Source organism: Streptomyces boncukensis (genome assembly GCF_011045075.1).
Lineage (GTDB): Bacteria > Actinomycetota > Actinomycetes > Streptomycetales > Streptomycetaceae > Streptomyces > Streptomyces boncukensis.
Genome location: NZ_JAAKZZ010000038.1, coordinates 1 through 26,675, shown reverse-complemented (window position 1 = coordinate 26,675; position 26,675 = coordinate 1). Strand labels below are relative to the sequence as shown.

Below are 26,675 nucleotides of genomic sequence, written 5' to 3'. Positions count from 1 at the left end.
GGGGACGGGGGCCGTGGCCTCGGCGGTGGTCACCAGGCGGTATCGGGGGCTTCGGCACGCCGCTCGTCCTGGGTGAAGAAGTTGATCACCTCCTGGGGTGTGGGGTTGTGGCCGACTGTGGCGGCAGCCGCGGCGCTGCGGGGGAACAGCGCCTGCTCGTATGCGGTGAGGGCGGTCTCGACGTCGTCGGGGTGTGCGGCGAGAGCCTGGCCGAGTTCGGCGCCGTCCTGCATGGCCAGATTGGCGCCCTCGCCGTCGGGGGGCGAGAGGTGGGCGGCGTCGCCGAGCAGGGTCACTCCCGGTATCCGGTCCCAGCGGTGCCCGATCGGCAGGGCGTGCAGGGGCCGCAGGACCGGCGCGGTCCCGCCACCGGTGATCAGGGCGGTGAGTTCCGGTGCCCACCCGTCGTACTCCTCCGCGATCCGCGCGGCGACCGCGCCGGCATCGGTGAAGTCGATGGCGGCGAACCAGTCCAGCGGCTTGGCCAGTGTGACGTGGGCGTGGAGGATTCCGCCCTGCTCCCGGTGCGCCACGAACCATTTGCCGTGCTCGTCCGGGTCGACCGCCCCGAGCGTCCCGCCGCCGACCGCTTTCGCGGTGGCCGGGTGCCGGGTGTCGGCGTCGTACAGGCGGGTCTCGACAAAGGAGCGGCCGATGTATTCGGGGGTGGCGTCGGAGAGCAGCGCTCGGACTCGTGACCAGGCGCCGTCCGCGCCGACCAGCAGGTTCGTGACGGTGTGGGTGCCGTCTGCGAAGGTCACCTGGTGGCGGCCCCCGGCGAGGGCGCGGACGCCGGTGGCCTTGTGGCCCCAGCGGACGGTGCCGGCGGGGAGCGCGTCGAGCAGGATCTGTCGCAGCTCGCCGCGCTGTACCTCGGGGCTGTTACCCGCGCCGTCGTCGGCCTTGTCGAACAGAACGGTCCCGTCCCGGTCGAGGAGCCGTATCGCCTGGCGGCCCTCCAGGACGATGCCGCGGAACTCGTCCATCAGGCCGGCCGCCTTGAGGGCGGGTTGGCCGCTGTGGTCGTGGATGTCGAGCATCCCGCCCTGTGAACGCGCCGTCGGGGAGGACTCCGCCTCGTAGACCACGGCCGGAATGCCGTGGACGTGCAGGACGCGGGCCAGTACGAGGCCGCCGAGCCCGCCGCCGATGATCGTGGCAGGAGAGTGCATGGGACTCCTTGGGTGTCGCACACCCGCCGGGTGGATCCGGCAGGGTCTCTGGGAGGAATTCGGCTTGCCGGGCCGGGTAATCGCGCAGGAATCGGCTCAGATGACGGCTCAGATGACCATGACGCGGCGCCCGCGCGTGTGACCGGCCCTGCTGTCGATGTGCGCGGCCGCGGCCTCGGCGAGCGGGTACGTCTTCTCGACCGGGATGTGGAGCTTCCCCCGCGAGACGAGGCCGGCGGCCTCGGCGAGCGCGTCCGGCACACTGCCGGTCACGCCGGAGAACCGGACACCGAGCTTCGGGGCATCGAGATCGGCGATGGATATCACCTTCTGCGGGTCCCCCGTCAGTTCGACGAGCTCGCGGATCACGCCCGAGCCGGCCAGGTCGAGGGCCGCGTCGACATGGCCGAGCTGCCGCACTCGCCCGGGCCAGCCCTCGCCGTATGTCGTGGCGAGGGCGCCGAGGCCGCGGAGATAGTCCTGGTTGGCGGCCCCGGCCGTGCCGATCACCGTGATGCCGCGCTCGCGGGCGATCTGCAGCACCGCCGATCCGACTCCCCCGGACGCACCGCTGACCAGCAGTGTCTGCCCGGACTGCACACCGGCCTCGCGGATGACGCGCAGCGCGGTCTCCACCACGGAGGGGTACCCGGCCGCCTCCTCGAACGTCAGCCCCTCGGGCATACGGGCCCAGGCCGACAGCACGGCGAACTCGGCATAGGTGCTCGAACCTCTGCCGAACACGTGATCGCCGACCTCGATCCCTTCGACGCCCTCGCCGACCTCGTCCACCACGCCTGAGGCGTCGAGCCCGACTCCGGCGGGCAACTCGATCGGCTGGGTCTTGCGGAACTGGCCTTCGCGGACCCTCCAGTCGACGGGGTTCACCCCCGCCGCCCGCACAGCGACGCGTATCTGGCCGGGGCCCGCGTGGGGCTCCTCGGCGTCTGTGAGTTGCAGAACGTCCGGACCGCCGAACTCGGCGAAGCTCACTCTCTTCATACCGCCGACCGTAACACTAACGGTTAGCTCATTGAAACGGTTAGGTTTTTGTATTTGGTGCGGCTGTCCTCCGACGGCCCTGAGGGCCTCCCCCAGGGCCCGGGACGGGGGTAGAGTGGCGTTGTTCGTGTGTACTCGGAGCGAGACATCGGGGAGGTGAGGTTGATGACCGCGTGCGAGGCCACCCTGTGCGGTGTCCGGGTCTCCCTCACGTCCCGGGCCGTGGCCTGATCCCGCCCAGTCCCGCCCCGCCGGGAGCGTGAGCTCGCGGGGCGTCCACACGAACCCCGTCAGGAACGGAACGTCTTCCACGATGACCAAGAACTGGATCACGCGCGCCGAGACCAGCGCCGACATCCCCGCTGTCCGCGCGGTCGAGCTGGCCGCCTTCCCCACCGCACAGGAGGCCGACATCGTCGACGCGCTGCGCGCCGACGCGGCCGCGTGGATCGAGGGCCTGTCCCTCGTCGCCACCGACGAACACGGCCGGCTCGTCGGCCATGCCCTGCTGACGCGCAGCCACATCGGCGACGTGCCGGCGCTGTGCCTGGGCCCGGTCGCCGTACACCCCCGATGGCAGCGGAGCGGCGCCGGTTCGGCGGCGGTCCGCGCCGCGCTGCGGGCGGCCGGGGACCGCGGCGAGCGCCATGTCGTCGTCCTCGGACACCCGGCGTACTACCCCCGGTTCGGCTTCACCCGGGCCTCGGCCCACGGCATCCGGGTGACCTTCGAGGTTCCGGACGAGGCGCTGATGGCCCTCAGCCTCGACGCCGGCCACCCGCTGCCCGCCGGAACCGTGCGCTACGCCGCGCCGTTCGGGATCTGACCCGGCCCGCGCCGAGGGCCGTCACTCCCCCGGCAGGGGCCCGCCGCCGTGGGCGGACTGCCAGGCGTCGGCCGCCTCCTGCAGGGCCGACAGGCCGCGGGAGACGGTGGTCTGGCCGGTGCTGCCGCGCCGTGCGCAGGCCACCAGGTGGCGGGTCGGTGCGCCGCGTCCGCCGAGCGGGACGCGGCGCACCGGGAGGTCGGAGGGGAGCGGGGCGAGGCGCGGCATGAGGCAGATCCCGTGGCCGTGGGCGACCAGGGAGGCGACGGCGAACCAGTCGACGGCTGCGTGCTCGATCCGCGGTGCGAAGCCCGCGGCCGCGGCGGCGCTGAGCAGGAGCTGATGCTGGTCGTGCGGATCGCCCGCCTGGATCCAGGTCTCGTGCGCCGCGTCGCGGAGTTCGACGGCGGCGCGGCGCGCGAGCGGGTGGTCCTCGGCGACCAGCAGGTCCTGCGGCTCCTGGAGGAGGGCTCGCTGGGTGAACCTGCGGTCGCCGGGCGGCGGGGTGCCGGCGGCGGGAATGACGACCGCGATGTCGGCGCGGCCGGCGACCAGCAGGCGGAAGCGGTCCTCGCCGGGGTCCTCGCTGAGGTGGAACGTCATCTGCGGGAACCGGGTGTGCAGCCGGCGGACGGCGGGCGCCGTGACGGCGGCCATCGCCGAGGCCACCCCGGTAATACGCAGATGGCCCGCGCCGCCCGTGGAGTGCGCTTCGAGCGCCGCCGCGGCCCGCTCCCACTGCTCGTGCAGGGCGTCGGCGTGGCGTACGAGGGTGTGGGCCGCGGGCGTCAGCGCTACGCGCCGGCCCGTCGGCCGGAGCAGTTGGACGCCCAGCTCGGCGGCGAGCTGGCGCAGTTGCTGGGAGACGGTGGACGGGGTGAGGTGCAGCACGGCGGCGGTCGCCGTCACGGTGCCCTCGGCGCGCAGCACGCGCAGGGTCTGCAGACGCGGGTCAATCATATGGCTCCAACGAACGGTATGTTGCGGAATCTTTCCATGGAATCGAACGGTGTATCCCCCTCACACTGGGCGTGCTGGCTCCGGCTCAGCAGTGTCCGGTGCGAGGAGAGGGGATCGCCATGTTTGATTCCGCTGTCGCGGGGCTGTGGGCGGGATACGGGCTCGCCGTCCCGGTGGGGGCCGTCGCGGTACTCATGGTCAATATGACGGCGCAGACGTCCTTCCGGGTGGGCGCGGCGGCCGCCATCGGCGCCACCACCGCCGACGCGATGTACGCGATCGTGGCGGTGGCGGGCGGCGCGGCGGTGGCCGGTGCGGTGCAGCCGTTCTCGCAGCCGCTGCGGTGGGTCGCCTTCGTGGTGCTCACCGGGATGGCGGTGCGCGTCTTCCTGACGGCGGTGCGGCGCAGGCGCGATGCCGGGCCGGCCCGGCGGGACGGCGGGATCCGGCCGCTGCGCGCCTACGCCGTCTTCCTCGGGCTCACGGCGCTGAACCCGTGGCCGGCCCTCTACTTCGTCGCCCTCATCCTGGGGCGCCAGGCCCAGCACGGGATGACGGCGGCGCAGGCGGCGGTCTACGTGGCGGCGATCGTGGTGGCCTCGGGGAGCTGGCAACTGCTGCTGGCCGGCGGCGGCTCGGTGTTCGGCAGGGTCCTGACGGGCGAGCGCGGCCGGATGGTCACCGCGGTGGTCTCCAGCCTCCTGATCACCGCACTCGCCGCGGCCATGGTGCTGGACTGACGCGGATGCTGCGGGCTCACATGGTTTCCTTGGCGCGCCCCTCCGCCTCCGGGTAGAGAATCTGATGCACCCAGGAACGGAATTCGAGAATAAGGCTCTCATGTGGTGTGTGGAATTCCTCGAAGTACGCGGAATGGGCGGCCGCCTGCACCCGCTCGCAGGCTTCGAAGTCCTCCATGGCCGTCACCTCCACAAGCGCTGCCGCGTCATCGGGGCTGAATCCGGGGGTGCTGATCGCATCGGGGTGGAAGAGCCACTGGGTGACGACGCGGGTGCGCTCGGGGCCGAGCGGCTCGAACCGCATGCACATCACATGGTCAGGGATGAACATCAGGTGCACGTTGGGCCACAGCAGGATTCCGTGGAACGTGCGCGCGTCCTTTTCAGGAACTCCGGGAAGCCGGGGTGCTGCCGCTTTGCCGGAGAGTGAGAAACCCGTGGCGCCGTCGGCCAGCGGCGAGCCGTCCTGCTTGGGCCCCTCGGGGCCGCTCACGGTGCCGTATCCGGTGCGCCAGCTCGGGAGGATCTGGCAGATCTCCGGGTGCATGGTCGGGCAGTGGTAGCACTCGCAGAAGTTCTCGTACAGGATCTTCCAGTTCGCCCGCACCTCGTGGGTCACCTCCTTGGCGACCCGCAGCTCGTCGCAGCCGTAGTTCCCGGGTACGTCCTCGTCCCCGAACCGCTTGCGCAGCAGCGGTCCCACCTGCTCCGCCAGCGGCGGGGCCGTGGGGTCCAGGTTCACCCACACATAGCCGAGCCACTCCTCGGCCCGCGCGGTGAACAGGTGCCGCTCCTTCGTCTCGGGCGGGAGCTCGTGCAGGAACGGGGCGCCGACCAGATGGCCGTCCAGGTTGAACGTCCAGCCGTGGTACGGGCACCGGATGGAGTTCTTGAACGTGCCGCCGTCCTCCAGGCAGAGCTGCGCGCCGCGGTGCCGGCACAGGTTGATGAGCGCGCGGACGTCGCCGTCCTTCTTCCGGACGAGCAGGACGCTCTCGCGGCCCACGCCGACCCGGACGAACGACCCCGGCGCCGCGATGTCCGAGGAGCGCGCCGCGCAGATCCAGGAGCGCTCGAATATCCGCTCCTGCTCCAGCGCCAGGTGTTCTTCACTGGTGTAGTAGCTCGTCGGCCACAGCGTCGTCATCACGACTCCTCGACGTGGTTGGGGTGACAGGGGATACGCCCGAGTGAACCGCGCTTTCCGACCGGTTCGGCCACCGGGCCGCTAGAGACGACAACACGGCCCAGGAATTCCTCACAAGCCTTGCAGCGCCGGGTTCCGCAACTTCCGGGACTTGGCGAAGTCAGCACGCGCGGGCCGGACACTTCGGCAAGTTGGGTAAGTCGCCGCGCTCATCCGGGGAGTTGTTGTCCGACGCGTTGCGTCCGTGTTTCTCTCAACACTGCTTCCCTGCGCGAACAACTCGTCACCACGAAAGGTTGGCAGCATGTCCGGGTTCGAGATACGAAAGACGGGCGGCCGAATCGGCGCCGAGGTGGTCGGAATCGACCTGAGTACCGGCCTGTCCGAGGCTGTCTTCTCGCAGATCCACGAGGCATTCCTGAAGTACAAGGTCCTCTTCTTCCGGGACCAGGACATCAGCGACGCCGATCAGCTGGCCTTCGCCGGCCGGTTCGGCCCGCTCACCCAGAAGCACCCCATGATGCGGACCGTCGCAGGATCGCCGCAGATCATTCCCGTGGACGGCGAGGAGCAGCGCGCCAACCACTGGCACACCGACATCAGCTTCACCCACGCCCCCTCGCTGGGCACGACGCTGCGGAGCGTCGTCCTCCCGCCGTACGGGGGCAACACCCTGGTCGCGAACGCCGCGGCGGGCTACAAGGACCTGCCCGCCGAGCTGCGGGAGATCGCCGACCGGCTGTGGGCCGTCCACACCAACCACGCGGAGCAGCCCCGGCTGGCCACCAAGCGCGGCGAGGAGGTACGCAAAGCCTTTCTCGCCCAGCAGTTCGAGGCCGCGCACCCCGTGGTGCGGGTCCACCCGGAGTCGGGCGAGCCGAGCCTGTTCCTGGGCGGGTTCGCCCAGCGGCTGGTCGGGATGGAGCTGCGCGACTCGCGCCCCCTCCTCGACGTCCTCCAGTCCTATGTGCGCCGCCCGGAGAACGTGGCGCGGTGGACGTGGCGGCCGGGCGACGTGCTGATCTTCGACAACCGCAGCACCCAGCACTACGCGCCGAACGACTACGACGACCACAAGCGGATCCTGCACCGCGTCTCCATCAACGGCGACGTGCCCGTGGGCCTGGACGGCAAGAGCAGCTATGTCATCCAGGAGGGCGCGTGAGCGCCGGGGCCGGGCGCCCCGAGGAGTTCGCGCCCCGGCTGCGGGCCCGGCAGCCCCTGGTCGGCTACTGGATCGCCTGCGACAACCCGGTCGGCACCGAACGCGTCGCGGGCCTCGGCTACGACTACATCGGCGTCGACGGGCAGCACGGCGTCATGCACCAGCCGGGCTGGCAGGCCGCCATGATGGCGGTGGACGCGCGGCAGCGGGCCGCCGGGCTCATCCGGGTGCCCTCCGTCGACCCCGTCGCCATCGGCACGGCGCTGGACTCCGGCGCCCGGGGCGTCGTCGTCCCCATGGTCGGCGACGCGCGGGACGCGGCCGTCGCGGTCGCCGCCTGCCGGCACTGGCCGGAGGGGACCCGCAGCCTGTCCGGACCGGTGCGCGCCGAGCTGCGGATGGGCTCCGTGCCGGCGGAGCTGGACGCGGCGGCCGTGTGCATCGCCATGGTCGAGACGGCGGACGCGCTGGAGAACCTGGAGGCGATCTGCGCCACCCCGGGCCTGGACGCCGTCTACGTCGGCCCCGCGGACCTGTCCGTCGCGCTGGGCGCGCGCTACTTCGGCGACCCCGCCGTGAAGGACGACCTCGCGGCGGCGCTGGAGCGGATCGCGGCCACCGCCGAGGCGGCGGGCATCGCCTGCGGCATCCACTGCCTGGACGGTGCCTCGGCCGCTGAGCGGCTGCGCGAGGGCTTCACCTTCGCCACGGTCTCCAGCGACATCACCCACCTGCAGCAGGCCGCGGCCGGCCACCTCGCGGCGGCCCGCGGGTGACCGCATCCGTCGAGGGATGCAGAGGACTCAGAGGAACTCAGAGGGACTCAGAGGAACTCAGGAGCACTGATGTTCGAAACTACTGTGCGGCCCGGCTCCGTGCACCGGCCCCCCGCTGACGGCGCCGCCGGACGCGTCGTCCGCTCCGTCGAGGAGCTGGTCGGCGGCACCCCGCTGCTGGACGTCCCGCTGGACGGGATGCCCGGGAGCGTGCGGCTGTGCGCGAAGCTGGAGATGTTCAACCCGCTGGCCAACGTCAAGGACCGCCCGGTCCTCGCCATGATGCGGGAGGCGGAGGAGTCGGGGCAGCTGCCCGCGTCGGGCGGCACGGTGATCGAGTGCTCGTCCGGAAGCACCGGCATCTCCATCGCCGCGTTCTGCGCCCGGCGGGGCCACCGCTGCATCATCGTCATGCCGGACAACGCCACGGAGGAACGGCGGCAGATCCTGCGGGAGTTCGGTGCCGAGATCGTGCTCGTACCGCACCAGGACGGGCTGCTGCCCGCCTGGAAGTACGCGGAGGAGCTCCAGCGGTCCACGCCCGGGGCCTGGCTGGCCCACCAGGACGAGCACCCGGCCAACGAGCGCGCGCACTACGAGACGACCGGGCCCGAGCTGTGGGAGGCCACGGGCGGCGCGATCGACGTGCTGGTCTGCGGCGTCGGCACCGGCGGCACCCTCACCGGGGCCGCCCGCTACCTCAAGCAGCACAAGGACGTCCATGTCGTCGCCGTCGAGCCGGCCGGGTCGCCCGTGCTGTCCGGCGGGGAGCCGGGGCCGCACGGGATTCCGGGGATCGGCGCGGGCTATGTCTCGGACATCATGGACCTCGACCTGATCGACGAGGTCGTGGTGGTGCCGGACGAGGAAGCCGCGCCCACGGCCCGCGAGGTCTCGCGCCGCATCGGACTGCTCGTCGGCGTCTCCTCGGGCGCCGCGGCGTACGCGGCCCGGCTGCTGGGCCGCCGCGAGCGGTGGGCGGGGGCGACCATGGTCGCCGTCTTCCCCGACAGCGGGGAGCGGTATCTGTCCACAGCCCTCGGCTAGCAGCGGATTCCGCTGAGTCCGGGCTGCCCCTTGCTGCGCGTCGCAGGGTGCGGGTGCGTGCGTGGCCGGTCGCACCCTGCGGGGCGCCCCCTACGGGAGGACTACTCTTATGTGCCGGATATACGGCTATTTCCATACCACTGCTTCACCGAGCGAAGTACGCACCGTCTCCGCGCTCCAGCGCCACGGCGGCCCGGACAGCACGGGCACGGCCCGCGCCCCGGGCTGGGGCGTGGGCAACAACCGGCTCGCGATCGTCGATCTCGACGGCGGTCAGCAGCCCTACGACCTGGACGGCCGGGTCAAGGTCGTCTTCAACGGCGAGATCTACAACCACGACACGCTCCGCACCCAGCTGCGGCGGCGCGGCTACACCTTCCACGACCGCTGCGACGGCAACGTCCTGCCGGCGCTCTACGCCGAGTACGGGGAGCGGTTCCCCGAGCAGCTCGACGGGATGTACAGCGTGGCCATCCTGGACCAGCGCGGCCGGCCGAAGCTGGTGCTGGCGACGGACCACGTGGGCATGAAGCCGCTCTACTACCGGTGGGACCCGGCCGGCAGGTCGCTGCACTTCTCCTCCGAGATCCCCGCGCTGCTCGGCTTCCGGGGGGCGGGGACCGGGGCGTGGGAGCCGGGGCTGGACGCCTATCTGGCCACCAAGTCGCCGTTCGGCGAGCGCACCATGTTCGAGGACGTACGCGTGCTGCCGCCCGCCACGACGATGACCGTGCCCTGGGGCGAGGCGCCGCGCGTCGTCCAGCGCACCGCGGACCGGGACGAGCACGGCCGCCTCGGTGCCCCGGGCGCGCCCGGCGAGGAGGCTGAGGAGGCTGCGGTCGCCGCCGCGGTGCGGCGGAACCTGGGCTTCGAGGTCGACCGGCTGCTCACGGCCGACGTCCCCGTCGCCGTCGTCACCTCGGGCGGGCTGGACTCCAGCCTGGTGACAGCCCTCGCGGCGCGGAGCGGTCCGGTGCACTCCTTCAACATCGCCTACCGCGGCTCCTGGCCGTTCGACGAGCGCCACTTCGCCGAGCTGGCCGCGCGCTCCGCCGGAGCGCACTACCACCAGGTGGAGATCGACCCCGCGGCCTTCCCCTCGATGATCGAGGACGTCGTGTGGCACCTCGGCCAGCCGAACGCCGACCCGATCACCCTGAGCACCTATGCGCTGTTCGCGGCGATCCGCGGCGCCGGCTTCAAGGTGGCGCTGACCGGGGACGCGGCGGACGAGGTGTTCGGCGGCTACTCCCGGATGCGGGCCGCGGCCGAGGAGGCGCACGCGGGCCGGGACTGGCGGCCCGGCTATCTGGACGCGCTCGCCGTCGTCCCCGCGCATCTGCGCTACGGCCTCTACACCGAGGAGTACCGGAACCTGGTGCGGTCCCGCTCCCCGCTGCCCGAGGAGGCGCTGGCGGCGCTGTACGACGGCACGGGGCCGGTGCTGGAGCGCATCACCCGGTTCGAGCTGGACTACCGGCTCCCCGCGTACCACCTGCGCCGGGTCGACCATCTGAGCATGGCCAGCTCCGTCGAGGCGCGGCTGCCGTTCTGCCAGCGCAGCGTCGTGGGTCCGGGGCGCAGGCTGCCGGACGCGCTGCGGATCGGCGGCGGCCAGGTCAAGCGCACCCTGTACGCGGCGGCTGCCGGGCTGGTCCCGCAGGAGCTGCTCAGCAGGCCCAAGCAGCCCTTCACGCTGCCCATCACGGCGATGCTGGCGCCCGGCTGGCCGCTGTGGGAGTACGCGCTGGACGTGCTGCACTCCAAGCGGCTCGCCGACGCGGGCCAGTTGGCGCCGGAGGCGGTCGCCGAGCTGTTCGCCCAGCAGGCGCGGCAGCCGGACGACACGACGGCGCTGACCCTGTGGGCGCTGCTCATCCACGAGGTGTGGCGCGAGCAGTTCCGGAGCGAGGCGCTGCGCGGCCCGATCGCGGCGGTGGCGGCATGATCGGCCATCTCGCGTATGCGGCGGGCAGCCCGTGCCCGACCCTCGTGCTGGACGCCGGCCGGCTCCCGCGGGACGAGGAGGCGCTGCTGCGGGCCCTGTCCGAGGTCCGCGCCTACCTCACGGCGGCGGGCGGCGGGCATGTGCTGAAGACGGCGCTGGTGCGGCCGTCCGAGCATCCGATGTTCGACCTGGACTACCGGTTCGTCCAGGCGCTGCCCCAGGCGCCCGACAGCTTCGACCTGCGCGGCTCGTGCGGGCACTCCATCCTCTCCGCCGTCGTGGCGGCGGAGCGGGCCGGGACGCTGCCGAAGCTGACGCCCGGGGACCGGATCCGGGTGAACGTGCTCAACAACGGCGACAGCGTGGTGTGCGAGGTCGACGGCACCGACCGCGACGAGCTGCACTTCACCGTGTACTTCGTGCGGCCGGGCTCGGTGCCGCTCAAGGAGCTGCTGCTGACCGGCGCTCCGCGCACCGAGCTCGCTGCCGGCGCCGGCACCGGCACCGGCACCGCAGGCTGCGAGGTGTCGCTGGTGTCCTCGGGCAACGCGTACGCGTTCGTCGACGCCCGGGACCTCGGCGTCGGCGACCCCGGCGAGCTGTTCGCCGCCGGGCCCGAGCTGTTCGAGCGGCTGGCGGCGCTCCGCGAGGCGGCGGCCGGGCTGCTCGGCTGGCCGGCCCGGGGCGCGTTCCCCAAGATCGCCGCCGTGCTGCCGGTGGCGTCCAGCCTGATCGCGGCGCGGGCGCTCTCGGTCCCCAGCTGGCACCCCACCATCGCCCTCACCGGCGCGGTGTGCCTGGGAACGGCGGCGCAGATCCCCGGAACGGTGCCCTGGCGGGTCGCCCAGGAGACGGGCCACGTCGACGGGCTCCTCGACATCGTCACCCCCGGAGGCCGTACGGCGGTGACGGCCGCCATCGACCCGGCGGACGGCGAACCGGCGCTGATGTGGGCCGCCGTGGCGCGCAAACGGGTCACCTTCCAGGGGTCATTCGTCCTCGAACCACTCGCCCATCTGCAGTTCGAAGGGATCGCCAAATGTCTGGCGCTGTCAGCGGTATCCATATGAGAAACCGGGTCGGCCCGGCCCTGCGCGAACGGTTGCGCGAGTCGGCCGATCTGGCCGAGGTGTCGGGCGAGCCCGACCGCGACCTGCTGAAGGAGCTGCGCGCCTCCGGGCTGCTCGCCGCGGCGGTGCCGCGCGAGTTCGGCGGCGCCGGCAGCGACCCCGCCGAGGTGAACGCGATCGTCGAGGAGCTGGCGACGCTCAACCCGTCGATGGCGATCATCGCCTTCCAGCACTTCGCCGTCAGCGCCCGGGTCGCCGAGTGGGGCACCCGGCGGCAGCGGGAGACGCTGCTGCCCCGGCTGGCCGACGGCGGCTGCCTGGCCGCCTCCGCGTGGAGCGAGACGGGCGCCGGCGCCGCGAAGCGGCACCTCGGCAGCACCGGCACCCGGCGCGCGGACGGCAGCTGGGTGCTGAACGGGGCCAAGTCGTTCACCACCGGGGCCTCCGTCGCCGACGTGTACCTCGTCCTCGTACAGAGCGAGGAGCCCGAGGAGGGCGCCGAGGGGGTGTACGGCGGCAGCGGCCAGACCTTCTTCCTGGTCGGGAGCGACAACCCGGGGATCGTCCCGGATCTGAGCCTGGACCTGGTCGGTATGCGCGGCTCCGCGACGGGGTTCGTCTCGCTCAGCGAGTGCGTGGTCCAGGACGCGGACCGGCTCGGCGAGGAGGGGCGCGCCCCCGAGATCATCGCGGGGGTCCGGGAGTCCGGCGCGACGCTGGGCGCCGTCGCCGTGGGCGCTGCGCAGTCCGCTTTCGATCTGGCCCTGCAGCATCTGCGGCGGCGCGGGCTGCTGGACAAGCCGCAGGTCAGGCACCGCGTCACGGAGCTGGCGACGCGGCTGGAGGCGGCCCGCGCCATCGTCGAGCGGGCGGGGGCCCGTACGGCGCCCGACCCCGGGCTGACGACGCTGCACAGCAAGCTGCACTCCTCGGCGGCCGCCGAGGAGATCTGCCTCGACGTCGCGCGGATGCTGGGCTCGGCCGGCTACACCACGGGCGCGCGGCTGAACCGGATCCTGGCCGACACCAGGGCCGTGGCCCTGATGGGGCCGACCAACGACGTGTGCAGAGAGCTGGTGGCAGTGTCATGGCCGAGCTGAACAGCGTGGAACTCGTCGTCTCCGCGCGCAGGCTGGTCACGCCGCAGGGCGTGCGGGCCGGCGTGCTGCACATCGGCGGCGGGCGCATCCTCGCCGTCACGGACACGGACACCGCGCCCGCCGCGGTCCGGCGGATGGACGCCGGGGACGCGTACGTCCTGCCCGGACTGATCGACTCCCATGTGCACTTCCGCACCCCGGGGCTGACCCACAAGGAGGACTGGGAGCACGGCAGCCGGGCCGCCGCAGCGGGCGGCGTGACGACCGTGCTGGACATGCCGAACACGGTGCCGCCCACGCTCAGCCCGGAGGCGGTGCGCGAGAAGGCCGCGCTGATCCAGGGGCACTCCCTGGTGGACCACCGCTTCCACATCGGCGTGGACCCGCAGCGCCCCGAGCTGCTCGCGGAGCTGGACCCCGGGGTCGCGACGAGCGCGAAGATCTTCATGGCCGGACACCACACGGCCCCCACCGTGGTGCGGGACGCGGCCCAGTTGGAGAAGGCGTTCATCGCCGCCGCCGAGGGGGGCGTGCAGCTCGTCCTGCACGCCGAGGACGGTGAGCTGTTCTCGCTGCTCGACGGCTGGTGGGGAGAGCCCGACAGCTACGCGCGCTACGAGGCGCACCGGCCGCGCACCGGCGGTATCGCGGCCGTCGCCAAGGTCGTCGAGCTAGTCCGCCGGCACGGCGCGCGGGCCCACATCCTGCATCTGTCCAGCGCGGAGGAGGCCGATCTGGTCTCGGCGGCGCGTGCCGCGGGACTCCCCCTCACCTTCGAGGTGACGGGCCATCATCTGTCGTTCACGGACGCCGACACCAAGCGGCTCGGCGCGCGGACCAGGCTGTCGCCCGCGATCCGCGGCCAGGCCGACCAGGACCGGCTGTGGGCGGCGCTGCGCGCGGGGCTGCCGAGCACGCTGGGCAGCGACCACGCACCGCACACCGTCGCGGAGAAGACCCGGTCCGTGCGGCAGTCCCCGCCGGGGCTGCCGGGGGTGCAGGAGCTGGCCGTCGCGGTGTGGACGGGCATGCGGCGGCGGTGGCCCGAGGAGGATCCGGACGTGGCGGCCTGCCGGCTGGCCCGGTATCTGGCGAGCGGGCCCGCCGAGCTCTTCCGGCTGCCCGGCAAGGGGCGGCTGGAGGCGGGCGCGGACGCCGACCTCACGCTCTTCTCCCCGGACGCGACCTGGATGCTCTCCGCGGCGCAGGTGTACGCCAAGTGCGGCTGGTCGGCGTACGAGGGCTGGACGATGACCGGGGAGGTGCTGCGGACGATCCGGGCCGGCCGGGTCATCTGGGACCGCGCGACCCGGACGTTCGGCGCCTACGACGGCCGGCTGCTCGACTCGACGGCGGGGGGCTGACATGGCTTCCCTGCGCGTACTGCGCCGCTCCGCGCCCAAGGGCGGCCCGCCCCGGCAGGCAGGGCCCGCCGGACCCGCCGGGCCCGCCGTGTGCGACCAGCCCGCGCCGCCACCGCGCGCGGCCGGGACGGCACGCCGCAGGCGGCGGCCGCTGCGCCGGATCCGGGAGGAGCTCGACCTCGTCGTCGAGCGGGACCCGTCCGTGCGCACCAGGTCCGAGGCGCTGCTGCACCCGAGCGTGCTGGCGGTGGCCGTCTACCGGATCGGCCACCGGCTCTACAACCGCCGCCATGTGCGGACCGCGCGCGGCCTGTGCATGGCCGCGCGGGTGCTGACCGGCGGCATCGAGATCCATCCGGGCGCGACGGTCGGACGGCGCTTCTTCATCGACCACGGCTGCGGCGTCGTCATCGGCGAGACCGTCGTCATCGGCGACGACGTGTCCCTCTTCCACCAGGTCACGCTCGGCTCCAAGGGCTGGTGGAACGGCGCTGCCGACCCGTCGGCGCGCCGGCACCCGAGGCTCGGCGACGGCGTCACCGTGGGCGCGAACGCCAGTGTGCTGGGGCCCGTCACGGTCGGCGACCACGCGGTGATCGGCGCCCAGGCGCTGGTCCTGCACGACGTCCCCAGCCACGCGCACGTGCGCGCCCCGCACGCCGACGTCGTGAGCCGCACGACACCCGTGATCCACGGCAACCGGAGCGCCTGAGCGAGCAGTCGGCAGGCGCCGAGAGCGGAAGACGCGGAAGACGCGGATTACCCGGAATACGCGGAAGACAAGGAGTGGGAAGATGCCGAAGCAACGCAGCGCGGTCGTCGCCGGCGGCGGGATCGGCGGGCTCGCGGCCGCGGCGGCGCTGGCCGGCGCGGGCGTCCGGGTGACGGTCGTGGAGCGCGCCGAGCACATCGGCGACGTGGGTTCGGGCCTGGTCCTGTACCCGAACGGGGTGGCGGCGGCGGACGCGATCAGCCGCCGGCTCGGCAAGCGCGTCCGCGCCCAGGGGTACGTCGTCCAGCCGGGCGAGGTACGGCTGCTGACGGACAGCGCCGGACGCGTCCTGTCGCGGGAGCCGATCGGGGACGAGGGGAAGCGCCTGGGGTCGCCGCAGGTTCCGATCCTCCGCACAGCGCTGCAGGCGGCGCTCGTCGACGAGGCCGTCGCCGCGGGCGCCGATCTGAGGCTCGGCACCGCGGTCTCGGCGTACACCGCCGAGCCGGACGGCGTGGCCGTCCGGCTCGACGACGGGACCGCGCTGCGGGCCGACGCGCTGGTGGCCGCGGACGGCATCAACTCCACGGTCCGGCGCCAGATGCTGGACGACGGCCCGCCGCAGTACCGGGGCTACACCTCGGTGCGCGGCCGCACCTCCGGCTCGGGGCTCCCCCAGCAGTCGTTCGTCGCCAACGGCCGCGGCATCCAGATGTTCGTGGCGCCGGTGGGCGGGGACACGCTGTACTGGACGTGCAAGATCACCTCCAGGCCCGGGGTCTGGCCCGCACGGGGCGCGGCGGGCGCGCAGCGCGCGCTGGCCGGGGTGCTCTCCGGCTGGCAGGAGGCGCTGATGCGGCTGGTCCGGGAGGCCGAGGACGTCACCGTGACCGACATCCACGACCGCGAGCCGGTCGACCGCTGGGTGGACGGCCACGTGGTGCTCCTCGGCGACGCGGCGCACCCCATGGTCCCGGCCATGGGCCAAGGGGCCAACATGGCGCTGGAGGACGCCGTCGTCCTCGCCGCCTGGTTCCGCGCTGAGCCCCGGGACACGGCTGCGGCGCTCGCCGGATACGAGCGGGAGCGTACCGAGCGGACGGCGGCGGTGGTGCTGCACTCGCGGCACCAGGGCGCCGTGGACCAGGGGGCGAGCCGGACGGGAGAGGCCGAGCGGAACGCCTTCATGCGGGCGCACGGACGCAAGGACGCGGCCGCGGACGAGGTCCACGCCTGGCGGCCCCAGGCTCCCGCCCCGAACCCGGTGTCCACGGCCGGCTAGGCCGTGCCCTCCGGATCATGGTCGCCCTCCGCGGGGGCTGCCGGATCGGGGCGGCCCCTGTCCGGCACGAACCCCTCACCGCACACCCACCACACGGAAGGTCAAGGCAGTGGTGACACCACACGTAGTCCTCATCAGCGGCTCCCTCCGCCCGGGATCGACGTCCGACCGTATCGCCCAGTGGTGCGCCGAGCGGTGCACCGAACAGAGCGCCACGGCCCGGGTCTTCACCGGGGGCGAGCTCGACTTCCCCTTCTACCGGCCCGGCGTGTCCGACAGCCACGAGGGCGTACGGGAGTTCCTCGGCGAGCTGGCCCGCGCCGACGGGGTCGTACTGATCTCGCCGACCTACCACGGAACACTCTCCGGGCTCCTGAAGAACGCCCTCGACTACACCAACGACCTGGGCGGCCCGCGCCCCTTCCTGGACGGCCGCACCATCGGCTGCGTCGCGGTGGGCGCCGGGACCCAGGGCACCGTCTCCACGCTGGGGACGCTCCGGGACATCGCACACGCGCTGCGGGGCTGGCCCACGCCGCTGGGCGTGGTGGTGCCGCACGCCGGCGTCCTCGTCTCCGAGGACTCCGTGGCCGAGCGGCACCACCGGGAGAAGCTGACCGAAATGGTGTGCCAGGTCCTGTCCTCGACCCTCGTGCGCACCGGAGAGCTGCCCGCGTCGGTCGGGGTCGGCGTCGGCGCCTGAGACCCCGTCCGGAAATCCGGAAGGCCACCACCACCACGAAAGGGAGAGCCATGTCCACCGAACAGCACCCGCACCCCGCCGGCGTCGCCGGCCTCGGCCCCATCTGGCGCGATGCCAACGTCCGTTCCGGCCCTTCGCTGGACAGCCCCGTGATCCGGCTGCTGCTCCCCGACGACGGGGAGACCTATGAGGCCGAGCGGTGGGTGACGGGCGACGAGGTGATCGAGGGCACCATCGTCAGCGACGTCTGGTTCCGGCTGACGCTCGGCGGCTGGTGCAGCGCCGTGAACTTCCACCAGGACACGATCGCGGGCGTCCTCGCCGCCGCCCGGGGCGACGGCGGGTAGCCCGTGTCCGGCGGATCCCGCGCCCTCGCGGGGCTCCAGGGCAGCCCCGGTGCGGGGCGCGGGTCCGCCGGGCACGCCCCCGGCACCCGGACGGTACCGTTTCCCCGTGGGCGACTTCATCGAGATCGAGGTGTATACCCAGCTGGCACGGGTCGGGAAGGCGCTGGCCAACCCGGTGCGGCTGCGGCTGCTCGATCTGCTGGAGCGGGGCGAGAGCGACGTGGACTCCCTCGCCGAGACGGCGGGCGTGAGCCTGAAGAACACCTCGGCCCAGCTCCGTCAGCTCCGCGATGCCAACCTGGTGCGCAGCAGGCGCCAGGGCACGCACATCTACTACAGCCTCGCGGGGCCCGAGGTGTCGCAGCTGCTGGGCACCCTCCAGTCCTGCGCCGAGACGCGGCTCGCCGATCTGCGGCTGGCCGTCGGCGACCTGCTGGGCGACCCGGAGAGCCTGCGCCCTGTGACGGTCGAGGAGCTCCAGTCGCATCTGGACGACCCCGGTGTCCTGGTGCTGGATGTCCGCCCGGCCCGGGACTACGCGCGGGGCCATGTGCCCGGCGCGGTCTCGCTGCCGGCCGCGGAGATCAGCGAGAAGATGGGCGGGATCCCCCGCGATGTGGAGATCATCGCCTACTGCGACGGCCCGTACTGCGTGCTGTCGCCCGACGCCGTCCGCAGCCTGCGCCGCAGTGGTCTCAGCGCGCGCCCGCTCGACGGCGGCATGACCCGCTGGCAGCGGGCGGGGATGCGGATCGCGACCGGCGACGAGGACGGTCCGGCGGCCCCCTGAACCACCCCGGCTGTGGCTCGCCCTGAGCCGCCGTCTTGCGGGGCGGCACCAGGAGTCAATATTCTATAGATCCTTAGATTCTTCGAAGGGACGTGACACCCATGCGTGAGGTCTCCGTACTCGCCATCTCCGGCAGCCTCCGGGCCCGGTCGTACAACAGCGCACTCGCCCACGCCGCGCAGAAGCACGCGCCCCGGGGCGTGAACGTGGAGCTCTACGACGGGCTGCGCGACATCCCGCACTTCGACGAGGACGCCGAGAGCGCCCCGCCCGCCGCGCCGGTGGCTCACCTGCGCGAGCGCGTCCGCGCCGCCGACGCGCTCCTGGTGGTGACCCCGGAGTACAACGGCTCCTTCCCCGGCGTCCTCAAGAACGCCCTGGACTGGGCGAGCCGGCCCGCCGGGCAGTCCTCGCTGCACGGCAAGACGGTGGCGCTCGCCGGCGCGTCGCCCAGCAACTTCGGTACCAGCCGGGCCCAGCTGGCGCTCCGCCAGGTCTTCCTGTCGCTGGACGCGCGGGTCGTCTCGCAGCCGGAGGTCATGGTCTTCCGCGCGCACGAGCGCTTCGACGACGCGGGCAACCTCACCGACGAGATGAGCCTCACCCTGCTCGGCGACCTCCTCGGCAAGCTGGCCGACCTGACCCGCTGAGAGCCTCCGCCACGCCCCTGACGGGCCCAGGCAGCTACTCGACGGGGATGCCGAGCCCCGAAAGGAAGACACCCGCGGCCGGCGAGGGGCGGAACCGGCTCCAGACCAGCCGCTCCACCCGTGCGGGCGCGTCCCGCACGGGAACCACACACACCCCGGGCAGGCCCGTGACGAACGCGGAGGGCAGCATCGCGGCGGCCAGCCCGTTGCGTACGAAGGCGGCCAGGAACTCGACCCCCGTCACCTCGAAGGCCACCTCCCGCGCCAGGCCCGCCGCCCGGAACGCCTCCTCGGACTGGGACCGCGCCACGGTGCCCTCGGCGAAGTCGACGAACGTCTCCCCCGCCAGCCGCGCCAGATCCACCTCGGGCTCCCGCGCGAGCGGGTGCCCGGGGGCCAGGACCGCGACGAGTTCGTCCGTCGCCAGCTCCCTGTCGCTCACCCCCTTCGGCCGGAAGCCCGGCCGCACTCCGAGGAAGGCCAGGTCGAGGGAGCCGGCGCGGACCTCCTCGACCAGGTCCTCGCTGGAGCCGCTGCGCACGGTGATATGCACCTTGGGGTAGCGCACCCGGTACCGGCCCAGCTCGTCGGGGAGGTCGATGGCGGCGACGGTCGGTATCGTCCCGATGGCCAGCCGCCCCCGCACCTCCCCGGCCGCGGCGGCGACTTCGGCGCGCGCCCGCTCCGCGGCGTCCACGGACTGCTGCGCCGCGGGCAGAAACGCCCGCCCCGCGTCCGTCAGCCGCACCATCCGGCTGTTGCGCTCGAAGAGCCGCGCCCCCAACTCCCGCTCCAGCCGCGCCACCTGATGGCTCAGCGCCGACTGGACGACGAGGCACCGCTCGGCGGCCCGGGTGAAGCTTCCGGTCTCCGCGACCGCGACCACGTAGCGCATCTGCTGCAGTTCCATGGCTCCATCGTGCCGAGCATCGTGATTCGTCATGCTCGGAATGAAAAAGATGTGTTGGACTCATTCTCCGCCGTCCACGACGCTCGTTGACATGACCTCCACGACACCGGAAACCGTGCCCTCGGGCTCGCCTCCGAGCCCCTCCGCGCCCCAGCAGCCCCCGCTCACCCGGGGCCTGGTCTTCCTGATGGCCGTGGCCGTCGGGCTGTCCGTCGCCGGAAACTACTTCGCCCAGCCGCTCCTCGACCTCATCAGCCGCGATCTGCACATCAGCTCCACCCTCGCCGGACTGATCGTCACGGCGTCCCAGGCGGGTTACGCGCTGGGGCTGATACTCCTGGTCCCGCTGGGCGACGTGGTGGACCGGAAGCGGCTGGCAGTGTCCCTCTTCGCCCTCACCTCCGTCCTCCTGCTGCTGACCGCGGGCGCGCCCAGCGGGCCCGTGCTGCTGGCCGGCACCGTCCTCACCGCGCTGGCGTCGGTCGGCGCCCAGGTCGTCGTCCCGTTCGTGGCCACGCTGGCCGAGCCGGAGCGGCGCGGACGCGCGATCGGCGTGGTGATGTCGGGGATCCTGCTGGGCGGCCTCATCGCCCGCACCGCCTCGGGCGCGCTGTCCGAACTGGGCGGCTGGCGCACCGTCTACTGGGTGAACGCGATCCTGATGGCCGGCATGGCGGTACTGCTCCACCGCCGGCTGCCGCGGCTGCGCAGCGCGGCCGCGCTCTCCTACCCGGGCCTGCTGCGCTCGACGGTCGCGCTGCTGCGCGAGGAGCCGCTGCTGCGGTGGCGGGCCGGTATCGGCGCGCTCTCGCAGGCTTCGTACAGCGTCCAGCTGACGGCGCTGACGTTCCTCCTCGCCCGCCCGCCCTTCGACTGGACCGAGGCCGCCATCGGGCTGTTCGGCCTGGTGGGCGCCGTGGGCGTGCTGGGGATGACGGGCGCGGGGCGGCTGGCCGACGCGGGCCATGTGCAGAAGGTGTCCGGCGCCGCCACGCTGCTGCTGACCCTCTCCTGGCTGCTGCTGCTCGCCGGGGAGCACACGATGCTGTGGCTGGCCGTCGGCGTCATCACGCTGAACCTGGCGCTGCAGGCGGTGCTCAACAGCAGCCAGACCGTCATCTACGCGCTGCGGCCCGAGGCCCGCAACCGGATCAACTCGGGCTTCATGACGTGCTTCTTCATCGGGGGCGCCGCGGGCGCCGCGCTGGCGTCCGTCGTCTGGTCCAGCAGCGGCTGGCCGGGCGTGTGCCTGCTGGGCGGTGCGCTGGCCGCCGGGAGCGTCGTCCTGTGGGCCCTGGAACGCGTCCAGCTGAGGTGACGGCCCGTCAAGTAGACCGGAGCGGTGAGACACGACAGACCCGCTGAGCCAGGGCTCAGCGGGTCGCAGTACGTCCGGGCCCTTTCACAGCACCGCGGGCGTCGGCCTCCGCCGCTCGGCAAGGGGGTCGCTGTCGCTCAGGACCGGCACGGACCCCGCGTCCGCCAGCACGGAAGCGGAGGTGAGGACCCGCTCCACCGTGACGTCCGTGGAGCAGCAGACCGTGTCCTCCTGGTGCACGGACACCCGGACGCGGGAGCGGCGCTCCGCGTCCGCCGGGAGGGCCTGGGCCTCCGCCCAGGCAGGAGCGCAGAGTTCGACATAGCGGTGGAACTCGGTCCGCATGGCCACGGGGACCACGGGCTGCGGGTAGGCGGCCACCTGGGACGCCTGCCGGGCGGCCTCCAGCAGCAGCATCCCGGGCACATGGTCGACCGGGTGGTCGAAGAGCGCCGGGTGGCCGGTGTCGACGCACAGCTGCCAGCGTCCGGGCGCTCCCCCGGAGGAGAGTACGACGTCGTACGGGGACGTCCGGCCCACCCACCGGGCGGGCACCGGCAGCGCCGGGGGCGCGGCGTCGGCCATGGCCCGGTGCGCGTCACCGCGCTCGCCGCGCAGCCGCCGATAGACCGCGGGGCGCTGGATGGCGAAGCGGGTGCCGGCCTCGCCGAGCCGTTCGCCGCCCCGGAATATCTCCGTGTGCAGCAGTACCGCCGCGGTCCGGCCGCCGCGGCCGGCCACGCTGTCGCAGCGGACGACTAAGCACACCTCGGTGTGCGGGTCCCGGGCGCGCAGCGCCTCGGGGTCGGCCTGGTAGCTGAAGTCGTCCCAGATCAGCTGGTGTCCCAGCGGCACGTCGTAGGCGACGTGGGAGAGCAGGGGGAGCAGCTGCCGGACGGTCTCGACGAGCATCAGCGGGTCGTGGATCCCCTGATCGCTCAGATAGAAGCTGTGATCGCGCGGCCAGCGCGCGGTCACCTCGAAGCACTGGGGGCTGAGCTCTCGCCAGCCCGTCAGCAGCACCTCGTCCTTGTTGTGCTTGTGGACGAGTTCCTGCGGAAGGGGCGTCGGTCGAACGGCCTGAACACTGTTCATCTCGGACTTGGGCACGTCAGAGCATCCTTTCCCTCGTGGTGCAAAACGGTGCACAAGGTGCTGCGACAACGGCGCTGAGCCACAACATAGAGGGTGTTCTTTTTTTTGTCGAGGCATCCGCGTGCACATCCCGAACGTCCGGTCGTTCAAGGCGAGTTGCGGGTCCGGCACCGCCCGCAGCACCGGCCCGGGTCAGCGCGCGGCCGAGGCCGGAGCGCGCAGCCCCTGCAGGACGGCGCCCCAGACCCGTTCGAGCCCCTCCACCGCGTCGCGCTCCGGGCAGGCGCGGAGCGCGACGGACACGCCGTGCAGCAGATGCGCGTTCAGCTGGATGACGGTCTCCACCGCGACACCGGCCGACAACTGACCCCCCTCGCAGGCGTGGTGGAGCATCTCGCGCACCGCCGGCTCCCACGCCTCGCCCCACACTCCGGCGGCGGCGATCTGCTCGCTGTCCAGGCGGGCCGCCGCACGGGCCATGGGGCAGTGCGCGAGGAGCGCCGCCAGATCGCAGCTGAGCCCCGCGACCGCCGACAGCGAGTCGCCGCCGGAGACCGCGGCGCGCTCGGCCAGCGGGCGGGCCGCCACCGCGCCCGCTCTGACGACCGCCGCCGCCAGGGACCGCTTGGCGGGGAAGTGGAAGGTGAGAGCCCCCATGGACACTCCCGCGGTGCGGCACACCGCCTGCAAGGATGTGCCCGCGTACCCGCTCTCCGCGAACTCCCGCGCTGCCGCCCGCAGCAGACGCTCCCGCGTGGCGGCGGCTCGCTCCTGCGTCACCTTGATGCCCCTCTCGCCCGTCTGTCCTCTCGGATCCGCGGTGAGCGGGACGGCCGCCGTGCGACGGGTCGTGGGCGTCGTCCCGCTCGTCACCCCCGACACGCGACACCTGCGCTGTTGCAGATGCTAACCCTCTGTGCCGGAACATTACTTTCCATGGCCACTTTCTCTACAGCTTTGGCAGGTCAGGCCGTCAGGATCCGGCCAACCGGCAGAGCCGCGCCGAGCGTTGCAGCGCCGGAGGGTTCAAAAACATAGAGGGTGTTCGCTATTCTTTCCGTATCCTACCCACGGACCCGCGTACGGATGGGGGAGTTCGCCATGGCCGAGGACTACGGGAGAAGAGCCCCGGAGCCGGTCGCGCAGCGGTTGGCGGAGGAGCTGACAGAACGCCTCTTCCGGGGGCTGCCGCGCGCCGATCAGCGCCGCTGGGCCGGCGCCTATCTGAGAGGGCTGCTCAGCACGCCCGGCAAGAAGTCGGTGCGCAACATGGGCTGGACGGTCGGCGCCTCGGACACCGCGTGGCAGTCCCTGCACCAGGTCGTCAACGCGAGCACCTGGCGGTGGGAGCCGGTGCGCCGCAGCCTGGCGCTCTGGTGCGCGCGGCGGGAGCCGGTGCGCGGCGTGATCGTGGCGCCGGTGCTGATCCCCAAGCGCGGCCGGTGCTCCGTCGGCGTGCACCGGCGGTTCGACCCGGCGAGCAACCGGACGGTCAGCTGCCAGTGGGCGCTCGGCCTCTTCCTGGCCACCGACCGCGGCGCCGTCCCGGTGGACTGGCAGCTGCATCTGCCCGGCCGCTGGAGCGAGGACGAGGAGCTGCGCAGGCGGACCTCCGTCCCGCGCGAGCAGGGCTTCAGCTCCCCGCACGAGGTGGCGCGCGACCTGCTGGACTCGCCCGCCGCCGACCCCGGCGCCGGGACCCCTGTGCTGACCGCGACCACCACAGGGGCCGCCGCCTTCGCGCTGATCTCCCACCTGGCCCAGCGGCGGCGGGACTTCGCGATCGGCGTACCGGCCTCCACGCCGCTGACGGTGGGCCTGCTGCGCTCGGCGCCCGGCTCGCCGCGCACGGCGCACCTGGCCGGGGCGCGGAGCGCGGGCGAGATCCTGCGGCTGACCGGCCCCGGCGCCGACGCGCCGCCCGCCGGGCGGCCCCGGCGGTTACGGACGGCGCCGGCCGTCGTCCACGTCCCCGGCTCCTCCCTCCCGCTGCGGCTGCTGGCCGCCCCGCCGGCGGAGGGCAGGCCGCACCGGGTGTGGCTGACCGGCGCTGACGGCCCCGAACTCCAGGGCGTCGCCGGGCTGCTGACCGGCCACGACATCGCAGCCCCCGGCCTGGACACGCTGGAGCAGCTCGGGCTCTACGACTTCGAGGGACGCTCCTTCCCCGGCTGGCACCGGCACATGACGCTGGTTTCGGCCGCGTGCGCCCACCAGTTGCTCGCCGACGGCGAGCACGGCGCCACGGCAGCGGCGCTGGGGACGGTGGCCTGAGCGGCTCCGCCGCGGCCCCGCCGCAACCCCGGGATCCGGTCACGGCGCACCGCTCCACCCTGGGACGGGGGTGGCGCGGGGGACTTGGCATGGAGTTAAGATAGCGGGTGTTCGTTTTATTTGCTGGGGGTGACTGCCATGGGAAGACCCAAGCAGGAACGTGCCGTACACACACGCGAACTACTCGTGGACGCCGCGGCGGGAGTCTTCGACGAGAACGGGTTCGCCGGCGCGAGCATCAACAAGATCCTGTCGCGCGCCGGCGTCACCGCGGGCGCGATGTACTTCCACTTCCGGTCGAAGGCGGACCTGGCCCGTGCCGTCATCCACGAGCAGTCCTCCCGGCTGGCCATCCCCGAAAAGCCCGGCGGCATCCAGCAGTTGATCGACCTGACGATGTATCTCACCGGTCAGTTCACCTGCAACGTCCGGTTCCGCGCCGGGGTGCGCCTCGCCGTCGAGCAGGGCGAGTCCGGGCTGCACGACTACACCGCCTACCGGTGGTGGATCAAGACGTTCGAGCGGGAGCTGGTGGCCGCCCGCGAGCGCGACGAACTGCTGCCCGGTGTGCAGGAGTCCTCCTTCGCGCGGTTCGTGGTGGCCAGTTACACCGGCACCCAGGTGATGTCCGACATCGCCACGGCCCGCGCGGACCTCCCCGAGCAGGTCGTCGCCATGTGGCGCTACCTGCTGCCCAGCGTCGTCCCGCCGGTCAGCCTCACCTCGTACGTCATCGATCCCGCGCGCAAGGACCTCATCACCGTATGACGGGCCGGAGGGCGAGCCGCCGGGTGCTGGTCACCGGCGCCACGGGATTCATCGGCTCCGCCGTGCTGCGCGAGCTGCTCGGGCGGTCCGGCGCGGAGGAGGTGGCGGTGCGCGCGGTGACGCGGCGCGCACCGCCCGGACCGCGCCCCCAGCGCGCGCTGGAGTGGTGGGAGGCGGACCTCGCGGATCCCGCCGCGCCGGGCGCGCTGCGCGGCGCCGCCGAGGGGGTGGACGCCCTCATCCACACCGCCTCGCGCGTCAGCGGCGACGAGGAGAGCTGTGCCGCCGTCCATGTCCGGGGCACCGAGCGGGTGCTGGCCGAGGCACGGCGCTGCGGCGTCCCCCGGATCGTCCATCTGTCGACGGCCGCGGTCTACGGCCCCGGGCCGCACCGCGGCCCCGACGTCGACGAGATCACCCCGCGCCCGGTCTCGGCCGCCAGCCGCACCCGGCTCGCCGCCGAACGCCCCGCGCTGGACGCCGGCGCCGTGGTGCTGCGCCCCGGCCTCGTCCTGGGGCCCGGCGACCGCTGGGTGGTGCCGGCGCTGGCGGAGCTGATCCGCCGGTTGCCGGGCCAGTGGGACGGCGGCCGGTCCCGGTCCTCCGCGGTCGCGGTGGCCGACCTGGCCCGCCTCGCGGCCGAACTGGCCCTCGGCCCCGGCGTGCCCGGCGGCGTCCACCACGCCAGCCACCCGGTCCCCGTCCGGCTGCGCGACCTGCTCGCGGCGCTCGCCCGGCACGGGGTGCTGCCCGAGCCCCCGCCGCGCGACCTGCCCTGGGAGCGGTGCCTGGCGGAGCTGCGTGCGAGTGAGGGCGCCGTCAGCGAGCGCCAGTTCTCCCTCCTGGCGCGGGACCACTGGTACCGGAGCGACGAGATCTGGCGGCGGGCGGCCTGCCCTCCCGGCCCCGGTCCTGTGGCCCGGCTGGCCGGCGAGGCGGCCGAGTGGTACCGCGGAGCGTGAGGGGACCCCGCCTGGCATCCTGAATCGAAGGATGTCAATATTGCGGCATGGCGAAGTTGCAGGACCGATCACCCGCGTCCGGCGCGGACAGCGAGGACAGCGGGGACGGTCTGCCGTGCTGCCCGCCGCTGACCGCCCCGGACCTCTCCGGCGCGGACGCCCGGACCATGGCCACGATGTTCAAGGCGCTCGGGGAGCCGATCCGGGTGCTGCTGTTCTCACGGGTCGCCTCGCACCCGGACGGCGAGGTGTGCGTGTGCGACCTCGGCGACCTCGGGGTCGGCCAGTCCACCGTCTCGCACCATCTGAAAAAGCTGCGCGACGCGGGGCTCGTCGTCTCCGAGCGGCGTGGGACCTGGGTGTTCTACCGCGTCGCGCCCGGCGTTCTCGCCCGTATGGGCGCCATCACCGGCTGACCGGCCCTAGGGGGTGTTTCGAAAGCCCCGCACGCCACCTGGAACGCCCGGCACGTGCTCTCGCCGCACCGGCCGAAAGCCCGAGTACGCCCAGTACGAGGGCTTTCACCCGGCACGCCGAGAGCACGCAC

Annotated in this window: 27 protein-coding genes and 1 pseudogene; 21 read left to right on the top strand and 7 right to left on the bottom strand. The window is 73.1% G+C overall.

The window, feature by feature from the left end:
* Window positions 1–29 precede the first annotated feature (29 nt).
* Both G5C65_RS06305 and G5C65_RS06300 read right to left on the bottom strand, forming a co-directional pair.
* Entirely contained in the window at window positions 30–1,172 is a 1,143-nt protein-coding gene (locus G5C65_RS06305) for an FAD-dependent oxidoreductase (RefSeq protein WP_165297631.1), read from the bottom strand.
* 108 nt (window positions 1,173–1,280) lie between these two features.
* On the bottom strand, window positions 1,281–2,174 hold the full coding sequence (locus tag G5C65_RS06300) for an NADP-dependent oxidoreductase (RefSeq protein WP_165297630.1): 894 nt from the start codon (window positions 2,172–2,174) through the stop codon (window positions 1,281–1,283).
* Between the two features lie 313 nt (window positions 2,175–2,487).
* On the opposite strand from G5C65_RS06300, the gene G5C65_RS06295 reads away from it, so the two are divergent.
* Window positions 2,488–3,000 (top strand): GNAT family N-acetyltransferase, encoded by a 513-nt coding sequence (locus G5C65_RS06295; RefSeq protein WP_165297629.1) that lies wholly within the window; start codon window positions 2,488–2,490, stop codon window positions 2,998–3,000.
* A gap of 21 nt (window positions 3,001–3,021) precedes the next feature.
* Here the strand turns inward: G5C65_RS06295 and G5C65_RS06290 are convergent, their stop codons facing one another.
* Entirely contained in the window at window positions 3,022–3,960 is a 939-nt protein-coding gene (locus G5C65_RS06290) for a LysR family transcriptional regulator (RefSeq protein ID WP_165297628.1), read from the bottom strand.
* Window positions 3,961–4,079: 119 nt separating this feature from the next.
* Between G5C65_RS06290 and G5C65_RS06285 the strand changes: the two genes are divergently transcribed.
* Window positions 4,080–4,700, top strand: coding sequence for a LysE family transporter (locus G5C65_RS06285; protein WP_165297627.1), 621 nt, complete (start codon window positions 4,080–4,082; stop codon window positions 4,698–4,700).
* 16 nt (window positions 4,701–4,716) lie between these two features.
* Here G5C65_RS06285 and G5C65_RS06280 read toward each other — a convergent pair whose 3' ends face one another.
* Window positions 4,717–5,847, bottom strand: a complete 1,131-nt coding sequence (locus G5C65_RS06280; RefSeq protein ID WP_165297626.1) for an aromatic ring-hydroxylating oxygenase subunit alpha — start codon at window positions 5,845–5,847, stop codon at window positions 4,717–4,719.
* A gap of 304 nt (window positions 5,848–6,151) precedes the next feature.
* Here G5C65_RS06280 and G5C65_RS06275 point away from each other — a divergent pair, with 304 nt between their 5' ends.
* The 14 genes and pseudogenes from G5C65_RS06275 to G5C65_RS06215 all read left to right on the top strand — a co-directional run bounded on the left by G5C65_RS06275 (window position 6,152) and on the right by G5C65_RS06215 (window position 18,801).
* Complete coding sequence (locus G5C65_RS06275) at window positions 6,152–7,012, top strand: TauD/TfdA dioxygenase family protein (protein ID WP_165297625.1); 861 nt, start codon at window positions 6,152–6,154, stop codon at window positions 7,010–7,012.
* Window positions 7,009–7,788 carry an aldolase/citrate lyase family protein gene (locus G5C65_RS06270; protein ID WP_165297624.1) on the top strand — a complete coding sequence of 260 codons (780 nt, stop codon included), beginning with the start codon at window positions 7,009–7,011 and terminating at the stop codon, window positions 7,786–7,788. The genes G5C65_RS06275 and G5C65_RS06270 overlap by 4 nt, the downstream gene beginning before the upstream one ends.
* Window positions 7,789–7,857: 69 nt before the next feature.
* Entirely contained in the window at window positions 7,858–8,835 is a 978-nt protein-coding gene (locus G5C65_RS06265) for a PLP-dependent cysteine synthase family protein (RefSeq protein WP_165297623.1), read from the top strand.
* A 109-nt stretch (window positions 8,836–8,944) separates the two neighbouring features.
* A complete protein-coding gene (gene asnB / locus G5C65_RS06260; protein ID WP_165297622.1) occupies window positions 8,945–10,783 on the top strand; it encodes an asparagine synthase (glutamine-hydrolyzing) in 1,839 nt (612 codons plus the stop codon).
* Window positions 10,780–11,853 (top strand): PrpF domain-containing protein, encoded by a 1,074-nt coding sequence (locus G5C65_RS06255; RefSeq protein ID WP_165297621.1) that lies wholly within the window; start codon window positions 10,780–10,782, stop codon window positions 11,851–11,853. The genes asnB and G5C65_RS06255 overlap by 4 nt, the downstream gene beginning before the upstream one ends.
* Window positions 11,823–12,953: an acyl-CoA dehydrogenase family protein gene (locus G5C65_RS06250; protein WP_241265579.1), complete on the top strand. Its 1,131-nt coding sequence runs from the start codon at window positions 11,823–11,825 to the stop codon at window positions 12,951–12,953. The genes G5C65_RS06255 and G5C65_RS06250 overlap by 31 nt, the downstream gene beginning before the upstream one ends.
* Window positions 12,941–14,317 (top strand): dihydroorotase, encoded by a 1,377-nt coding sequence (locus G5C65_RS06245; RefSeq protein ID WP_165297620.1) that lies wholly within the window; start codon window positions 12,941–12,943, stop codon window positions 14,315–14,317. Before G5C65_RS06250 ends, G5C65_RS06245 begins: the two co-directional genes overlap by 13 nt.
* Before the next feature lies 1 nt (window position 14,318).
* Window positions 14,319–15,029, top strand: coding sequence for a serine O-acetyltransferase EpsC (gene epsC, locus G5C65_RS06240; protein ID WP_165297619.1), 711 nt, complete (start codon window positions 14,319–14,321; stop codon window positions 15,027–15,029).
* A 43-nt stretch (window positions 15,030–15,072) separates the two neighbouring features.
* A pseudogene (locus G5C65_RS40345) lies at window positions 15,073–15,171 on the top strand (hypothetical protein); the annotation flags it as partial.
* Window positions 15,151–16,311, top strand: coding sequence for an FAD-dependent oxidoreductase (locus G5C65_RS38970; protein ID WP_338146253.1), 1,161 nt, complete (start codon window positions 15,151–15,153; stop codon window positions 16,309–16,311). The pseudogene G5C65_RS40345 and the gene G5C65_RS38970, both read left to right, overlap by 21 nt.
* A 112-nt stretch (window positions 16,312–16,423) precedes the next feature.
* On the top strand, window positions 16,424–17,014 hold the full coding sequence (locus G5C65_RS38965) for an NADPH-dependent FMN reductase (RefSeq protein ID WP_338146252.1): 591 nt from the start codon (window positions 16,424–16,426) through the stop codon (window positions 17,012–17,014).
* Between the two features lie 50 nt (window positions 17,015–17,064).
* Entirely contained in the window at window positions 17,065–17,361 is a 297-nt protein-coding gene (locus G5C65_RS06225; protein ID WP_165297616.1) for a hypothetical protein, read from the top strand.
* Between the two features lie 106 nt (window positions 17,362–17,467).
* Window positions 17,468–18,151, top strand: coding sequence for a metalloregulator ArsR/SmtB family transcription factor (locus G5C65_RS06220; RefSeq protein ID WP_165297615.1), 684 nt, complete (start codon window positions 17,468–17,470; stop codon window positions 18,149–18,151).
* A gap of 101 nt (window positions 18,152–18,252) precedes the next feature.
* Window positions 18,253–18,801: an NADPH-dependent FMN reductase gene (locus G5C65_RS06215; RefSeq protein WP_165297614.1), complete on the top strand. Its 549-nt coding sequence runs from the start codon at window positions 18,253–18,255 to the stop codon at window positions 18,799–18,801.
* A 34-nt stretch (window positions 18,802–18,835) separates the two neighbouring features.
* On the opposite strand, the gene G5C65_RS06210 is transcribed toward G5C65_RS06215, so the two are convergent.
* Window positions 18,836–19,711, bottom strand: coding sequence for a LysR family transcriptional regulator (locus G5C65_RS06210; protein ID WP_165297613.1), 876 nt, complete (start codon window positions 19,709–19,711; stop codon window positions 18,836–18,838).
* A 91-nt stretch (window positions 19,712–19,802) separates the two neighbouring features.
* On the opposite strand from G5C65_RS06210, the gene G5C65_RS06205 reads away from it, so the two are divergent.
* Window positions 19,803–21,029, top strand: a complete 1,227-nt coding sequence (locus G5C65_RS06205; RefSeq protein WP_165297612.1) for an MFS transporter — start codon at window positions 19,803–19,805, stop codon at window positions 21,027–21,029.
* An 84-nt stretch (window positions 21,030–21,113) separates the two neighbouring features.
* On the opposite strand, the gene G5C65_RS06200 is transcribed toward G5C65_RS06205, so the two are convergent.
* On the bottom strand, window positions 21,114–22,139 hold the full coding sequence (locus G5C65_RS06200) for a ScbA/BarX family gamma-butyrolactone biosynthesis protein (RefSeq protein ID WP_165297611.1): 1,026 nt from the start codon (window positions 22,137–22,139) through the stop codon (window positions 21,114–21,116).
* Between the two features lie 177 nt (window positions 22,140–22,316).
* Window positions 22,317–22,904 (bottom strand): TetR family transcriptional regulator, encoded by a 588-nt coding sequence (locus tag G5C65_RS06195; protein WP_165297610.1) that lies wholly within the window; start codon window positions 22,902–22,904, stop codon window positions 22,317–22,319.
* Window positions 22,905–23,225: 321 nt separating this feature from the next.
* Here G5C65_RS06195 and G5C65_RS06190 point away from each other — a divergent pair, with 321 nt between their 5' ends.
* The 4 genes from G5C65_RS06190 (at window position 23,226) to G5C65_RS06175 (ending at window position 26,544) form a co-directional block, all read left to right on the top strand.
* Window positions 23,226–24,398 carry an IS701 family transposase gene (locus G5C65_RS06190; protein ID WP_165297609.1) on the top strand — a complete coding sequence of 391 codons (1,173 nt, stop codon included), beginning with the start codon at window positions 23,226–23,228 and terminating at the stop codon, window positions 24,396–24,398.
* 138 nt (window positions 24,399–24,536) lie between these two features.
* Window positions 24,537–25,166 (top strand): ScbR family autoregulator-binding transcription factor, encoded by a 630-nt coding sequence (locus tag G5C65_RS06185; protein WP_165297608.1) that lies wholly within the window; start codon window positions 24,537–24,539, stop codon window positions 25,164–25,166.
* On the top strand, window positions 25,163–26,128 hold the full coding sequence (locus tag G5C65_RS06180; protein WP_165297607.1) for an NAD-dependent epimerase/dehydratase family protein: 966 nt from the start codon (window positions 25,163–25,165) through the stop codon (window positions 26,126–26,128). Before G5C65_RS06185 ends, G5C65_RS06180 begins: the two co-directional genes overlap by 4 nt.
* 47 nt (window positions 26,129–26,175) lie before the next feature.
* On the top strand, window positions 26,176–26,544 hold the full coding sequence (locus G5C65_RS06175) for an ArsR/SmtB family transcription factor (protein ID WP_165297606.1): 369 nt from the start codon (window positions 26,176–26,178) through the stop codon (window positions 26,542–26,544).
* The last annotated feature ends 131 nt before the right edge of the window (window positions 26,545–26,675 follow it).